The organism is Micromonospora sp. NPDC000121, from assembly GCF_042899165.1.
GTDB lineage: Bacteria > Actinomycetota > Actinomycetes > Mycobacteriales > Micromonosporaceae > Micromonospora.
The window spans coordinates 82,236-96,348 of sequence record NZ_JBIAZP010000003.1 but is presented as its reverse complement, the minus strand read 5'-3'; the positions used below and the strand labels follow the sequence as shown (position 1 = coordinate 96,348).

13 protein-coding genes are annotated in these 14,113 nt (G+C 72.9%); 8 read left to right on the top strand and 5 right to left on the bottom strand.

What is annotated here, in order from left to right:
• Window positions 1-154 precede the first annotated feature (154 nt).
• The 6 genes from ACFY23_RS10995 to ACFY23_RS10970 all read left to right on the top strand — a co-directional run bounded on the left by ACFY23_RS10995 (window position 155) and on the right by ACFY23_RS10970 (window position 7,237).
• Entirely contained in the window at window positions 155-1,045 is an 891-nt protein-coding gene (locus ACFY23_RS10995) for a carbohydrate ABC transporter permease (protein ID WP_350684479.1), read from the top strand.
• On the top strand, window positions 1,042-2,343 hold the full coding sequence (locus ACFY23_RS10990) for a sugar ABC transporter substrate-binding protein (RefSeq protein WP_350684480.1): 1,302 nt from the start codon (window positions 1,042-1,044) through the stop codon (window positions 2,341-2,343). The genes ACFY23_RS10995 and ACFY23_RS10990 overlap by 4 nt, the downstream gene beginning before the upstream one ends.
• Entirely contained in the window at window positions 2,340-3,350 is a 1,011-nt protein-coding gene (locus ACFY23_RS10985) for an ABC transporter ATP-binding protein (protein WP_350684481.1), read from the top strand. Before ACFY23_RS10990 ends, ACFY23_RS10985 begins: the two co-directional genes overlap by 4 nt.
• On the top strand, window positions 3,347-4,228 hold the full coding sequence (locus ACFY23_RS10980) for a sugar ABC transporter permease (RefSeq protein WP_350684482.1): 882 nt from the start codon (window positions 3,347-3,349) through the stop codon (window positions 4,226-4,228). The genes ACFY23_RS10985 and ACFY23_RS10980 overlap by 4 nt, the downstream gene beginning before the upstream one ends.
• 17 nt (window positions 4,229-4,245) lie before the next feature.
• A complete protein-coding gene (locus tag ACFY23_RS10975; RefSeq protein ID WP_350684483.1) occupies window positions 4,246-4,713 on the top strand; it encodes a hypothetical protein in 468 nt (155 codons plus the stop codon).
• A gap of 136 nt (window positions 4,714-4,849) precedes the next feature.
• Window positions 4,850-7,237, top strand: a complete 2,388-nt coding sequence (locus ACFY23_RS10970) for a glycosyl hydrolase (RefSeq protein WP_350684484.1) — start codon at window positions 4,850-4,852, stop codon at window positions 7,235-7,237.
• 107 nt (window positions 7,238-7,344) lie between these two features.
• On the opposite strand, the gene ACFY23_RS10965 is transcribed toward ACFY23_RS10970, so the two are convergent.
• The 4 genes from ACFY23_RS10965 to ACFY23_RS10950 form a co-directional block, all read right to left on the bottom strand.
• Entirely contained in the window at window positions 7,345-8,538 is a 1,194-nt protein-coding gene (locus tag ACFY23_RS10965; RefSeq protein ID WP_350684485.1) for a peptidoglycan DD-metalloendopeptidase family protein, read from the bottom strand.
• A 163-nt stretch (window positions 8,539-8,701) separates the two neighbouring features.
• A complete protein-coding gene (locus ACFY23_RS10960; RefSeq protein WP_350684486.1) occupies window positions 8,702-9,691 on the bottom strand; it encodes an ABC transporter permease subunit in 990 nt (329 codons plus the stop codon).
• On the bottom strand, window positions 9,688-10,578 hold the full coding sequence (locus ACFY23_RS10955; RefSeq protein ID WP_350684487.1) for an ABC transporter ATP-binding protein: 891 nt from the start codon (window positions 10,576-10,578) through the stop codon (window positions 9,688-9,690). Before ACFY23_RS10955 ends, ACFY23_RS10960 begins: the two co-directional genes overlap by 4 nt.
• 11 nt (window positions 10,579-10,589) lie before the next feature.
• A complete protein-coding gene (locus ACFY23_RS10950) occupies window positions 10,590-11,006 on the bottom strand; it encodes a GntR family transcriptional regulator (RefSeq protein ID WP_350684488.1) in 417 nt (138 codons plus the stop codon).
• 282 nt (window positions 11,007-11,288) lie between these two features.
• Here ACFY23_RS10950 and ACFY23_RS10945 point away from each other — a divergent pair, with 282 nt between their 5' ends.
• Window positions 11,289-12,554 carry an MFS transporter gene (locus tag ACFY23_RS10945; RefSeq protein ID WP_350684489.1) on the top strand — a complete coding sequence of 422 codons (1,266 nt, stop codon included), beginning with the start codon at window positions 11,289-11,291 and terminating at the stop codon, window positions 12,552-12,554.
• Complete coding sequence (locus ACFY23_RS10940; RefSeq protein ID WP_350684490.1) at window positions 12,554-13,021, top strand: zinc-binding dehydrogenase; 468 nt, start codon at window positions 12,554-12,556, stop codon at window positions 13,019-13,021. The genes ACFY23_RS10945 and ACFY23_RS10940 overlap by 1 nt, the downstream gene beginning before the upstream one ends.
• Window positions 13,022-13,100: 79 nt before the next feature.
• On the opposite strand, the gene ftrA is transcribed toward ACFY23_RS10940, so the two are convergent.
• The gene (gene ftrA / locus ACFY23_RS10935) at window positions 13,101-14,093 is read right to left on the bottom strand and encodes a transcriptional regulator FtrA (protein WP_350684491.1); all 993 of its coding nucleotides are present in this window, start codon (window positions 14,091-14,093) and stop codon (window positions 13,101-13,103) included.
• Window positions 14,094-14,113 lie beyond the last annotated feature (20 nt).

The window sequence follows — 14,113 nt, the reverse complement described above, 5'->3', positions numbered from 1 at the left end:
CGTACGAATGGAGGTGCGGCCGGTCATCGGACACGTGTGGCACGCGTGCCGCCCCGGCTCCTACGTCTGTCGCAGGCCCGCCACGCCTCGCGCCCGGCGGCTACGCGTACGACAGGCGTAGGAGGCGGCGGCACGCGATTCCAACAGGTGCCCGATGACCGGACGGCGCGCCGGCCATAGGTTCGGCGACGTGCGGATGTCGGGTCGCGCCACGATCCCGCGGACCATCGGGCGTTTCGTGGTACCGGCCCTGTTCGCGGCGGTGTTCGCCGCCCCGCTGTGGTTCATGGTGGTCGGCTCGCTGCGGCCGGCCGGCCTGCCCCCGCCACGTACGCTCGAACTCTTCCCGCCCGAGCCCACGCTGGCCGCCTACGCCCGGCTGCCCGAGCTGATACCGCTGTTCCGCTACCTGGCGAACTCGGCCCTCGTCGTCGCGCTCGCCGTGCCGGTGACCGTCGCCGTCGCCTCCCTGACCGGCTTCGGGCTGCGGCTGCTCGCGCCGACGGCCCGCCGGCGGGTGGTCCTCGGCCTGCTGGCGGTGCTGCTCGTCCCGGCGACGGCCGTGTGGGCGACCCGCTTCGAGCTGTTCCGCCTGGCCGGGGTGGTCGACACGTACGTCCCGCTGCTGGCCCCGGCGGTGCTGGCCGGCAGCCCGTTCCTGGTGCTGCTCTACGCCTGGAGCTTCGGCGGGGTGCCGGAGACCCAGCTCCAGGCGGCCCGGCTGGAAGGCGCCGGGTGGCTGACGGTCTGGCGCCGCGTGGCGCTGCCCCAGGTGCGCCCCGCGACCCTCGCCGTGGCCGTGCTGGCCTTCACGTTCCACTGGTCCAACTTCATCGACCCGCTGTTGTACCTGCACAGCGGCGACCGGTACACCTACCCGCTCGGGCTGCAGTTCCTGCGGCTGTTGAACCCCACGGACTGGCCGCTGCTGATGGCCGGCTGCGTGGTCGCGACCGTCCCGTGCGTGCTGGTGTTCCTGCTGGCCCAGCGGATCCTGCTGCACGACGATCCCCTGGCCGCACTGAGATCTGGAGGACGCAGGTGACGAACACCCGGGCACGGCGGTGGACGGCCCTGGTCATGGCCGCCCTGCTGGCCGGCTACACCGCCGGCTGCGGCGGCGGTGACCGCGCCGACGACGCGGCAGGCATCACCGTCGTGCTGTTCGGCGATGCCGAGGAGGTCGCCGGCTACCGCACCATGGTGGCCGCGTTCGAGGAGGCCAACCGCGACGTCGACGTCAACCTCTCCCCGGTCGCCAGCCAGGACGAGCTGATGGCCCGGCTGACCACCTCGTTCGCCGGCGGCAAGCCGCCGGACGTGTTCCTGCTCAACTACCGCCGCTACGGGCAGTTCGCCGCGCAGGGCGCGATCGAGCCGGCGCAGTCCTACCTGGAGCGCAGCACCGTGCTCAAGGAGAGCGACTTCAGCCCGCAGGCGCTGGACGCCTTCCGCTTCGACGGCAGGGCCCTGACCTGCCTGCCGCAGAACCTCTCCTCCCTGGTCGTCTACTACAACGCCGACCTGTTCGCCGCCGCCGGCGTGCCGCTGCCGAAGGCCGGCTGGACCTGGGACGACTTCCTCGCCGCCGCCCGCGCGCTGACCCGCGACGGCCGCTACGGGGCGGGCGTGGAGCCGTCCGTCCCCCGGCTCGCGCCGTTCGTCTGGTCCAACCGGGGTGAGCTCGTCGACGACCCGGCCCGGCCCACCACCCTGACCCTCACCCGCGACCCGGCCACCCGCAAGGCCGTCGACTGGTTCCTCGACCTGCAACTGCGGCACCACGTCGTGCCGCCGGACGCCGAGGAGCAGAGCGAGTCGAGCGAGGCCCGGTTCCTGCGCGGCACCCTGGGCATGTACCTCAACAGCCGGGTGGCCGTGCCGACGCTGCGCACCATCGACGGCTTCACCTGGGACGTGGCGCCGCTGCCGGTCGCGCCGGGCGGGGTGCCGGCGTCGATCCTGCACAGCGACGCCTACTGCATGGGCGCCGGCCTGCCCGACCACGGCGACGCCTGGCGGTTCATCGAGTTCGCGATGGGCCCGGCCGGCCAGCGGATCCTCGCCGAGTCCGGCCGCACCGTGCCGTCCCGGCTCGACGTCGCCAACTCCCCGGTGTTCCTCGACCCGGCCGAACCGCCCCGGTCGTCGCGGGTCTACCTCGACGCCGCCCCCCACCTGCGCGCCACGCCGCGCACCGCCACCTGGTCCCGGGTGGAACGGGAGGCGGGCACGCTGCTGGAGGAGGTGTTCTACGGCCGGGTCGGGCGCGAGGAGGGGCTGCGCCGGCTGGAGGAGCAGAGCCGGCCGTTGTTCGCCCTGCCGGTGGGGGCGGGCGGGTGACCGGACGCGGGGCGATCCGGCTGGAGTCGCTGACCAAGGCGTACGGGCGGACGACCGCCGTCGACGGGCTCGACCTGGACGTGCGGGCCGGGGAGATGATCACCCTGGTCGGGCCGTCCGGCTCCGGCAAGTCCACCGTCCTGCGGCTGATCGCCGGGCTGGACACCCCCGACCGCGGTCGGGTCCTCGTGGACGGCCGGGACGTCGCCCGGGTGCCGCCGCACCGGCGGGCCGTGGCGATGGTCTTCCAGGACTACGCCCTCTATCCACACCTCACCGCGCTCGGCAACCTGACCTTCGGGCTGCGGGTGCGCCGGGTCCCCCGCGCCGAGGCCGAGCGGCGGGCCCGCGCCGCTGCCGAACGCCTGGGGATCGCCGACCTGCTCGACCGGCACCCCGACGAGATGTCCGGCGGGCAGCGCCAGCGGGTCGCCCTGGCCCGCGCCCTGCTGCGCGAGCCCAGCGTCTACCTGCTCGACGAGCCGCTGGCCAGCCTGGACGCACCGCTGCGGTTCGCCACCCGGGCCGACCTGCTCGGCCTGCACCGCGACCTCGGCACCACGACCGTCCACGTCACGCACGACCAGGCCGAGGCGATGACCCTCGGCGACCGGGTGGTCGTCCTGGACGGCGGCCGGGTGCGGCAGGTCGGGCCGCCGCAGCAGGTCTACGACGAGCCCGCCGACACCTTCGTCGCCGGCTTCCTGGGCAGCCCGCCGATGAACCTGGTGGCCGGCGGCGGCGCGCTGGGCGGCCAGCCCGGCGTGACCCTCGGCGTACGGCCCGAGGACCTGACGCTCGACGCCGACGGGCCGGTCGAGGCGACCGTCGAGGCGGTGGAGGCGCTCGGCAGCGAGGCCGTCCTGCTGACCCGGTGTCCCGACGGCACCCGCCTCGTCGTGCGGACCGGGCCACGACCGGGCGTACGGCCGGGCGACCCGGTGCGGCTGCGCCCCGACCCGGACCGGATCCACCGCTTCGACACCGCCACCGGGCGGCGCCGGTGAAGGCGGTCCGGGCCGGCCGGCAACTCACCGCCTGGGCGTTCCTCGCCCCGTACGCCGTGGCGGTCGCGCTGCTGGTCGCGCTGCCGGCGCTGCTCAACGTCGGCTACGCGTTCACCGACCACACCGGGCTGACCCGGGACCCGCGGTTCGTGGGCCTGGCCAACGTACGCCGGATGCTGGCCGACGGCTTCCTGCTCGACAGCGTGCAGGCGTCCCTGACGCACGTGGCGCTGGCCGTGCCGGTCCGGCTGCTCGCCGCCGTGGGGCTGGGGCTGCTGCTCGCCGCGCCCCGGCCGGGCGGCCGGTGGTTCCGGGTCGCGGTCTACCTGCCGACGGTCGTTCCCGACGTCGCGCTGGCCGTGCTGTTCCTGTGGGTGCTCAACCCGCTCTACGGCCCCCTCAACCAGGTGCTCGGGCTGTTCGGCCACCCGGGCTTCACCTGGCTCTCGGACCCGACCACGGCCCGGGTGGCGGTGGTGCTGATGCTGGCGTTCCCGATCGGCGAGGGCTTCGTCGTCGTCCTCGCCGCCCGCCGGATGCTCGACGGCCGGCTCTACGAGGCGGCGGCGTTGGAGGGCTGCGGCCCCCTCGGCCAGTTGCGCCGGCTCACGCTGCCGCTGCTGGCTCCCGTGCTGGTGCTGCTGGCGGTCCGCGACACGATCCTCACCCTCCAGGTGAACTTCGTCCCGGCGTACGTGCTCACCGACGGCCGGCCCGCCAACGCCACGCTCTACCTGCCCGTCTACATCTTCGACCAGGCGTTCGAGTTCTCCGGCTTCGCGTACGGCGCGCTCATCTCGACCATGCTGATGGCGCTCACGGCCGCCATCATCACCGCCCTGCTGCTGATGGTGCGACGCTGGCGGGTGCTGCGGTGAGGTGGCATCCTGCTGCGGTGAGACTCCGGGTGTTCGCGGTCGCCGCCACGGTCCCGCTGCTCGTCGCCTGCGGCGGGACGGACGCCCCGCAGGCGTCGGGGCGCGGCCCCGGGATGCTGGCGAACCTGCCCAGTTGCGACCGGGTGCCGCTGGACTCGGAGCCCGAGGTCGCCGCCGAGGTCACCGGCCTGGTGCTGCCCGACGGCGCGCGGGTCACCTCGGTGGTGGCCCAGGGCGCCCTGACGACGGTCGAGGCGACCGTCCGGATGACCCCGCTGGACGTACGCGCCCACTACGAGGGCCGCACCGACGTCGAGCTGCTGCGCGTCGAGGACGAGGTCTTCGAGGCCGAGGTGCTGACCCGGGCGCAGCAGCGGCGGATGTACCTGCGGGCCGGCGCGCTGTGCGCCGACGGCACCACGCTGACCGCCGTGGTGGGGCCGGACTCGGAGGACGCGGGGCTGCCGGAGTTCCAGCGCGGGTAGTGACCGAGCTCGACAGGTGTCCTAACCCGACGAGCGGAATCCCAACAGTTGCCTGGTGACGCCGGTCACTGCGATCTCTAGCGTGCGACAGACGACTGGTTCCCGGTCGCACCCGCACGTGGACGGGAGACACCGCATGAGTTTCACCCTCGTCCGAGGTAGACGCGCCCTGCCGGTGGCAGCCGCCTTGGCGCTGCTGACCGCGGCCGCGTTGACGACCTCGACACCGTCGGCCCGCGGCGAGGAGTCGCTGGCCACCAGCAGTCCCACGGGGCCGATGGAGCTGCCCGCCGAGTGGATGACCGCCCAGCGGCTCAGCGACGGCAGCACGAGCCTGTCCGCCGCCAGGTACGCGCATGCCCGCGGCGAGGCGAACCAGCTCGCCGCCCGCACCCGTAGCGTCTACCGCGACCTCGCCGGGGAGCAGTGGCGCTTCTTCGGCCCGAGCAACATCGGCGGCCGGGTGGTCGACATCGCCGTCGACCCGCAGGTCGCCAACCAGGTCTTCGTCGCCGCCGCCTCGGGCGGCATCTGGCGCTCCGCCGACGCGGGCGCCACCTTCGAGGCCGCCTGGCCCGACGGCGGGACGCAGAGCATGGGCGCGGTCGCGATGACCACCGACGGGGTGCTCTTCGCCGGCACGGGCGAGGCGCAGCCGGGCGGCGGCTCGATCACCTTCGGCGGCGACGGCGTCTACCGCTCGCGGGACCGGGGCCGGACGTGGCAGCGCGTCGGCCTGGCGAACAGCCACGCCATCGCCCGGTTCGCCATCGACCCCGGCAACCAGGACCGGATCTTCGCCGCGGCCGCCGGCAACCTGTTCGTGCCCGGCGGCGAGCGTGGCGTCTACCTCTCCGAGGACGGCGGCGACACCTGGCGGCAGGCCCTCGCCCCGCCGAACGCCACCACCGGCGCCACCGAGGTCCTCATCGACCCCGAGAACCCCAACCGGGTGTACGCGGCGATGTGGGACCACCTGCGCGAGCCGCACCAGCGCACCTACGGCGGGCCTGGCTCCAGCCTGTGGCGCTCCGACGACGGCGGACGGACGTGGGAGCGGATGACCACCGGGCTGCCCACCGACGCCGACCAGGGTCGCTGGGGTCTCGCCCTCGCCCCGAGCGACCCCGACCGGCTGTACGCGTATGTCGGCACCGCCCTCGGCCCGTTCCGCGCCTTCTACCGCTCCGACGACGGCGGCGACACCTGGACGCAGACCCCGGTCAACGCCAACCAGGCGTCCCAGTCCACCTTCAGCTGGTGGTTCGGCAAGCTGTTCGTCGACCCGGCCGACGCCGACCACGTGTTCCTCACCGGGGTGAACCTGCGCCGCTCGACCGACGGGGCGCAGAGCTTCGGCAACGTCGGCGGCGTGCACGCCGACCAGCATGTGCTGCGCTGGGACCCCAAGGTGCCGGGCCGGGCCTACCTCGGCAACGACGGCGGCTTCTACCGCTCCGACAACAACGGGGTGAGCGGCTGGGTCAAGTCCACGTACGAGCCGTACACCCAGTTCTACACCGTGGACGTCGCGCAGACCGACCCGGCGCTGAAGGTCGGTGGCGCCCAGGACAACGGCTGCAACCGCGGCTACAACGGCGTGGGCGGCCCGTGGAACGCCATCGGCTGCGGCGACGGCCTCCAGGTGATCATCCACCCGGAGAACCCGAACATCGTCTTCGGCTGCAGCCAGTACGGCTCCTGCTACCGCTCGGAGAACGCCGGCGCCGCCCCGCGCCAGTCCATCGGCCCCGGCCAGACGACCTCGGACCGGCGCAACTGGCTCACCCCGCTGCAGTTCGACCCGAGCGACCCGGACGTCATGTACTACGCGGGCAACATCGTCAACCGGTCGACGGACAACGGCCGCACCTGGACGGCGATCAGCCCGGACCTCACCGGCGGCGGGCCGAACGACCCGTCGGGCTACCCGTGGGGCACGATCACCACGATCGCGGCGGCCCCCACCGACGGCGACACGCTCTACGTCGGCACGGACGACGGCAGGATGTGGTGGACCCACGACCTCGGGGGCACCTGGACCCGGGTCGACCCCGCGCAGCTGCCCGGCACGTGGGTGACCCGGGTGGCGGTGCACCCCACGGACGCGAACATCGCGTACGCCACGTTCTCCGCGTTCCGTTCCGGTAGCGACCGCGCGCACGTGATGATGACCCGCGACGGCGGCCGCACCTGGACGGACATCGGCCGGGGGCTGCCCGACGCGCCGGTGAACTCGGTGGTGCCGACCGCCGACGGGCTGCTGCTGGTCGGCACCGACGTCGGGGTGTTCGTGTCGGCGTGGAACGGCGGCGAGTGGGCCTCCCTCGGTGGGGAGTTGCCGGCGGCGGCCGTGATGTACCTGCGCTACCACGAGCCGACCCGGCAGCTCACCGCGGCCACGTTCGGCCGGGGCGTCTACGACCTCACCGTGCCGCGGTGCCCGGCAGCGTCGACCGCGCTTCCGCTGCGCGAGCCCGGCGCCGGCGTGGTCGGCGTGCTCGCCTCGTGCCGCGCCGCGTGACCCGCTGAACACGGGGCGGGGGCGCGGCGCACCCCCGCCCCCGGACAGGACAGGGGCCTCCGCCGAAGATGGCGGAGGCCCCTCGTGCTGCCGTCAGGCCGGGCCGGTCAGCACCAGCCGCTGATCGGGCCGTTCACGCCGGTCCACAGGTAGGCGTCGGAGACCCAACTGCCGTCGCTGAGCCGGTTCCACAGCGAGGTGGCGCCGTACCGGCCGGTGTGGGTGGTGCCGTTGGCGGAGCAGGAGACGGTGACCGTGGCGCCGTCGGCCACCGAGCCCAGCACGGCGTAGCCGGTGCCGGGGCCGGACCGCCGGGTCAGCGAGCCGCCGCCGTTGGCGTCGACGACCGCCTGGTTGAAGCCCAGCGCTCCGTAGTTGTAGATCGCGCTGCCGGCGCCCCGCCAGGTCGAGCCGTGGCGCGCCCCGCCCTGGTATGCCGAGGCGCCGTTCTCGAACACCCACTTGCCGAGGCCGTGGCCGGCGATGGGCACGTAGGCGCTGTTCTGCCGCAGCCCGAAGTGGACGTGCCGGCCGTACGCGGCCCCGCCGCAGGTGACGTCGGTGCCCGTGTAGCCCAGGTAGGCGCCCTGGCCGACGGCGGCGCCGTTGACCGAGATGCTGCTCCACAGGTGGTAGTAGTCGGTGGAGTAGCCGCGGTCGTGGATCACCCGGATCCACCCCCGGCACATCGTGTACGCCGTGCCGCCCCGGGCCGCGCGGACCACCTGGTCGCCGCCGGCGAGGTCGATCGAGCTGTACGGCGACTCGTAGCCGCCCCAGCCGTGCGGGCCGCTGGTCAACGTCCAGGTCTGGCCGACCGCGAACGGCAGGGCCATGCCGGTCCGGTAGTCGCCGCCCGCGTACATGGTGCTTGGGGAGCGGGTGAAGACCTCCTTCTCGTGCGCGCCGACCAGGGGCGACTCGGCGGCCAACTCGCCGAACTCCGCCTCGCCGTCGAAGCTCACCTGCCACCCGCCGGCCTCGGCGTGGGCGATGAAGATCGCGCCGGTCGGATGGACGTCCTCCTCGTGGCCGGTGAGGGCGACGGCGGTGCCGAAGGCCCAGCGGCCGCTCTTGCGGGTGACGGTGACCCGCGTCTCGGGTGTGTCGGCGTGCGCCTCGTCGTGTGCCTCGGCGGCGGCCCGGGCCTGCCCGAGCAGCTTGGCGGTCACGGCCTGCTCGACGCTCGGCCGGACGGGGTCCGGCGTGGGCGCGGCGGCGTGCGCAGCGGTGCCCGCGACCAGGAGTTCCGTCGCCAGGAGGGCCGTGGCGACGCCGACCCATCGTCTGATCTGCACCATTGACGACCTCTTTCAAATAGAAGGGCATCGCTATGTGGTGCTGACGATAGACAGACACAAGAATATTGTCTACGCGTTGACACTCTGGCAATGAAGGTATGTTTCGTGCCGCCGTCCGCCGGCCGCCCCGCCAGGGCGGCGCGACGGAGCGGCCGGCGGACGGTCAGGCGATGCGGCGGATGCGGCGGACGGCCAGTAGGAGCAGCAGCGCCGCGAGCGCGACGAAGATGCCGGTCTCGATGCCCTGGAACAGCCAGAACCGGCTCTCGGGCTGGTAGAGCTGCCAGTTGTAGGCGCCCGGCCCGAGGCCCAGGTCGGCGCCGCAGGCCCGCCCGCTGGGGCCGGTCGCGCCGGGCGGGCAGACCACCTGCGCGTTGGGCGCGACGAGTTTGCCGGAGGCGTCGTGGACGCCGCTGGAGAGGATCCAGTCGCGTCCCCTGGTAGCGGGCTCGCCGGTCGAGCCCTGCACCGGGTAGGTCAACTCCCGGGCGGGCAGGTAGCGGGGCCTGGCCAACGCGGCCAGGGCGACGCGCAGGCCGAGGAAACCGACCAGCGTGCCGGCCATCGCGGGCACCGTCCGGGGCCAGACGGCGCCGGCGAAGACGCCCAGCGCGACCGCGAAGAGGGTGTAGCCGATCGGCACCATGCCCTGCATGTCGAAGAAGAACAGGTCGAACCGGCTCTGCCGCCAGCCCTGGTTGAGCGGGGTGAGCCACCAGGACATGCCGAGCCCGTACGCGACGGAGACGAGGAGCGCGGCGGCTCCCACGAAGCCGAACTTGACCAGCGCCCAGCGTCGCCGGCTGACGCCCTGGGTCCAGACGAACCGGTGGGTGCCCTGCTCGACCTCCCGGGCGATCAGCGGGGCGCCCCAGAACAGGCCGACGAGCAGCGGCAGCACGAGGAAGAGGATGCCCGCCAGGCTCAGTGTGCCGAACTGGTCGTAGAACTGGTTGAAGGCCCGGTTGCAGGTCTCGCCGAGCCCGGGAGTCGGGCCCGGGTCGCCCGCGGCGACGCACTCCGGCAACCCGTAGTCGTCGAAGGCGTTGCGCATCGCCAAGCCGCTAATGATCATGAACGCGCCGAGGACCGCGAGCCCGCCCAGGGCGAACAGCGCCTCCCTGCGGTGCTGCCTCCAGGTCAGCCAGATCATGCCGGCACCCCCCATTCCTCGTGGCTGACCTGCGCGTCGCCGTCGGCGAGGTAGGCCAGGATGACGTCCTCCAGGGACACGTCCCGCACGCTCCACCGCGGATCGGTGACGGGCCCGTCGGCGCGCACCAGCAGGGTCGACTGCCGGTCGGTGTGGCTGGCCCGCACGACGTCCGCGACGCCCGGGATCGACTCGCCGCCGTGCCGGGGGCCGATCAGGCGCCGGTGCGCGGCGACCAGGTCCTCGACCGCGCCGGCGAGCCGGACCTGGGCGGCGTTCAGCACGATCAGGTGGTCGCAGACCCGCTCCACGTCCGCCAGCAGGTGCGAGGAGAGCAGCACGGTGGTGCCGGAGTCGGCCACGCTGCCCATCAGGGTCTGGAGGAACTCCCGCCGGGCGAGCGGATCGAGGCTGGCCACGGGCTCGTCGAGCAGCAGCAGCCGGGGTCGCTTGGCCAGGGCGAGGGCGAGCGCGACCTGGGCACGCTGCCCGCCAGAGAGCTTGCCGACCGGCTTGTTGGGCGGGATGCCGAGATCTGCCAGACGGGTACGCGCCATCGCCGCGTCCCAGCGGCGGTTCAGCCTGCCGCCGGCCGTGATCAGTTCGGCGGCGGTGAAGTCCTTGTACAGCGGCGTGTCCTGGGCGACGAACCCGATGTCGGCGAGCGCCGCCAGGTTCTCGTAGGGAGGCGCGCCGAACAGCCGGACCGCGCCGGCGTCGGGCCGCAGCAGGCCCACCGCCAGGTGCAGCAGCGTGCTCTTGCCCGCCCCGTTGGGCCCGACCAGGGCGGCGATCCGCCCGGCCGGCAGGCGGAGCGAGCAGTCCCGCAGCGCCCATTGTCTCCCGTACCGTTTGCCCAGCTGGTCGGTCTCCAGCACGGCCTCCATCGTGTGTCCTCTCATCCTGCCGACGTGGCGTTCTGCGGCGGGGCCTCGACCAGGAGCGTGGCCCGCAGGGTCGTCTCCACCAGGGCGGTGACGTCCTCGGGAGTCAGCCCGGCCACCTGCGCGCGGCGCACCCAGGCCACCAGGTCCGCCCGCAGTTCGGCCTGGTTGGGCAGGGACGCCCCGGCGAGGGTGCGCGTGACGAAGGTGCCGACGCCCGGCCGCCCCTCCGCGAGGCCCTCGATCTCCAGCTCTCGGTACGCCTTCAGCACCGTGTTGGGGTTGATTGCCAGCGACTGCGCGACGTCGCGAACCTTGGGCAACTGGTCCCCGGGGACCAGCAGTCCCACCCGCAGGGCCTGTTTCACCTGCTGCACGAGCTGCATGTAGGTGTTCACCTTCGACCGGCCGTCCAACACGAACTCGATCACCCGCCGCGCCTCCCCTGCTGTCTTACGACAGTAGGACTATAGAACAAGTCGGCGCGGACGGAAGCCCCTTCGTCGACGTTCGCGCCCTTCCACACGGCCCGGGGAAATCCGCCGGCAACCCGGCGCTTCGCCGCTGCGGTCGACGTGCTGCCGCAGCGGCCCCCGGCTGGCGTACGAATCCGCGTGGGCTGCGGCGTTCGAGCGCCGCAGCCCACGGCGCCTACTCTTGCCGCACGGTCGAGGCGCGATCCGTGATCTGCGCGCCGGGCAGAGGGGAACCAGGTGATCGTTCTCAAGAACCGGCGCTTCGGCCTGCTGTGGAGCAGCAATCTGCTGTCCAACCTGGGCAACTGGTTGATGATCGTCGCCGTGCCGGTCCACGTCTACACGATGACCGGCTCGACGATGAGCAGCGGCTTCGCCTTCGTCGCGCAGACGCTTCCGGCGATCGCCTTCGCACCGCTGGCAGGGGTGCTGGTCGACCGGTGGGACCGTCGTCTCATCATGGTCAGCGCTGACCTGCTGCGGATGGTCGTAATCTTGGCGCTGATTCTGGTCAACGACCCGAGCATGCTCTGGCTGCTCTACCTGGCGATGTTCTGCGAAAGCGCCATCGGACACTTCTTTCAGCCCGCCGCGCGGGCGGTCGTCCCGGCCATCGTCGGCCGGGGCACCGATCTGGAGGCGGCGAACTCCTGGACCACCGTCGCGAGCGGAATCGTCCGCCTCGCCGGCGCGCCCGTCGGCGGCGCGCTGTATGCGCTGGTCGGCTTCGACCGGCTGGTGCTGATCGACTCAGCCACCTACCTGGTCTCGGCGGCGCTGATCTTCGGGATGGGCCGAGTGTCGGTCGAAGGGCCCCACGAGGACAGGACGTCGTCATCCTGGCTCGCCGGATTCTGGCTCGAGGTCCGGGAGGGCCTGGTCTTTCTCCTCGGCCATCCGGTGCTACGCGCCACGCTCGTCGTCTCCGGCCTGTTCCTCCTGGCCAACGCCGCCCTGAACGTCCTACTCGTGCCCTATGTGATCAGCGTTCTCGGCGGTGACGCCAGCGATGTCGGCATGCTGATGGCGGCGCTTGGCGGCGGGTTCCTGGCCAGCGCGTACGTCGGGAACGCGCTCTCCCGCAGCGGCCGGCTACGGATGTCTTTCACGGGCTGCCTACTGGCGATCGCTGCCTGCTTCGCCGGACTGTTTCTCGTCCCTCACTTCGCCGCCGCGCTGGTGTTCATCGCGCTGGCCGGCCTGCCCGGTGGCTCCCTGCTGATGCTGGTCCAGGTCCAAGTCCAGCGCCAGACGCCCGACCATCAGCTCGGCCGGACAAGTTCGGCGTTCTCGGCGGCGGAAATGGCCGCGACTGTGGCCGGCGGCGCGATCGGCAGCGTGGCCGGACAGCGCCTGCCCCTCACCCTGACGGTCTGGCTGGTCATCGTTGTCCTCGCGATCAGTGCAGTAGCCGCCGCGCTGCTGCTGCCGTCTCGGGTGGTGACCCAGGCAAAGGCGCCGATGGCCAGGCCACCGGCGGTGGTGGGAGAAAGCGCGTCCTGATGCTCGCGCTTGAGGACGCTGCCGCCGCTCACGGGGCGCGTACCGACCTCGGCCGGGAGTTCGGTGCGACCGACGTCGTCTCCACCCGCGGCCGGGATAGCATCGCCCAGGTCCGCGAGCTGACCGGCGGCCACGGCACGCACGTGGTCCTTGAGGCCGTCGGCACCATGCCCGCCTACGAGCAGGCAGTCGGGGTCGTTCGCCCAGGTGGCGTCATCAGCCGCGTCGGCGTCCCGCAGTACGAGGAGGCACCGATCGGCTTCGGCAGCCTCTTCCGCCACAACGTCCGCCTCGCCGGCGGACCCGCGCCGGTCCGCGCCTACATCGAAGAACTGATGCCCGACATCCTCAACGGCACCATCGAACCGGGGAAGGTCTTCGACACCACAACCGACCTCGACGGTGTGCCCGCCGGCTACCAGAACATGGCCGACCGCACCAGCCTTAAGGTCCTCATCAAGCCCTGACCCCATACCCGGCCCCGCCCTCGCCGCCGGCGCAACGACACGAGGGCGGGGCCTTCGCCGCCGCAGCACCGGCATGCCCTCAAGGGCGCGGACCAGGTAGGGGGCGGACGCGGAAGGCCCGGCGGTACGCCGACGGCGAGGTCCGCATGGCCCGGCTGAAGTGGTGGCGGTAGGTCACCGCCGTGTCGAACCCGACGGTGCCGGCGATCTCCTCGATCGGCGCGTCCGTCGTCTCCAGCAACACGAGGCTGGCCTGTACCCGCTGGTTGATCAGCCACCGGATCGGGCTGGTGCCGGTGCACCGCGCGAAGTGGCGCAGGTACGTCCGCGTCGACATGTGCGCCTGGCAGGCCAGCGTGGCCGCCGTGATGGGGCGGTGGAGGTTCGCCACCGCCCAGGCCATGCTCTGGGCGATCCGGTCGTCGTCCGGATCGGCGGGCATCGGAGTCTCGATGAACTGGGCCTGCCCGCCGTCGCGGTGCGGTTGGGTGACCAGGCGTCGGGCGACGGCGTTGGCGATCGTCGCCCCGTGGTCCTGCCGGACGACGTGCAGACAGAGATCGAGCCCGGCCGCGCTGCCCGCACTGGTCAGCACGGTGCCGTGGTCCACGTAGAGCACGTCGGGGTCCACCCCGACGTTGGGGTACCGGCGCCGCAGCAGGTCGGCGTACCGCCAGTGGGTGGTGGCGCGCAGGCCGTCGAGAAGGCCAGCCCCGGCGAGGGCGAACGCGCCGGAGCAGATCGACATGATCCGGGCGCCCCGCCGGTGCGCCCGGCGTAGCGCCGCGACCAGGTCCGGTGCGGGATCGGCGGTGACGTCCGGCACGCCGGGCACGATCAGCGTCGCCGCCGCAGCGAAGGTGTCGAGGCCGTAGGGCGTGTGCAGAGCGGCGCCGCCGATGAGGCGTACCGGCCCGGGCCGCTCAGCGCAGATGGTCAGCTCGTACCAGGGGATGTCGAACTCGGGTCGGGGCAGCCCGAACACCTCGGTGACGATGCCGGTCTCGAAGGCGGACATGCCGTCGTACGCAAGGACTGCGACCGTACGCCGGTTCCCGGCCCGCGCTGTCATGGCGTGATGTTAGCGGTAGG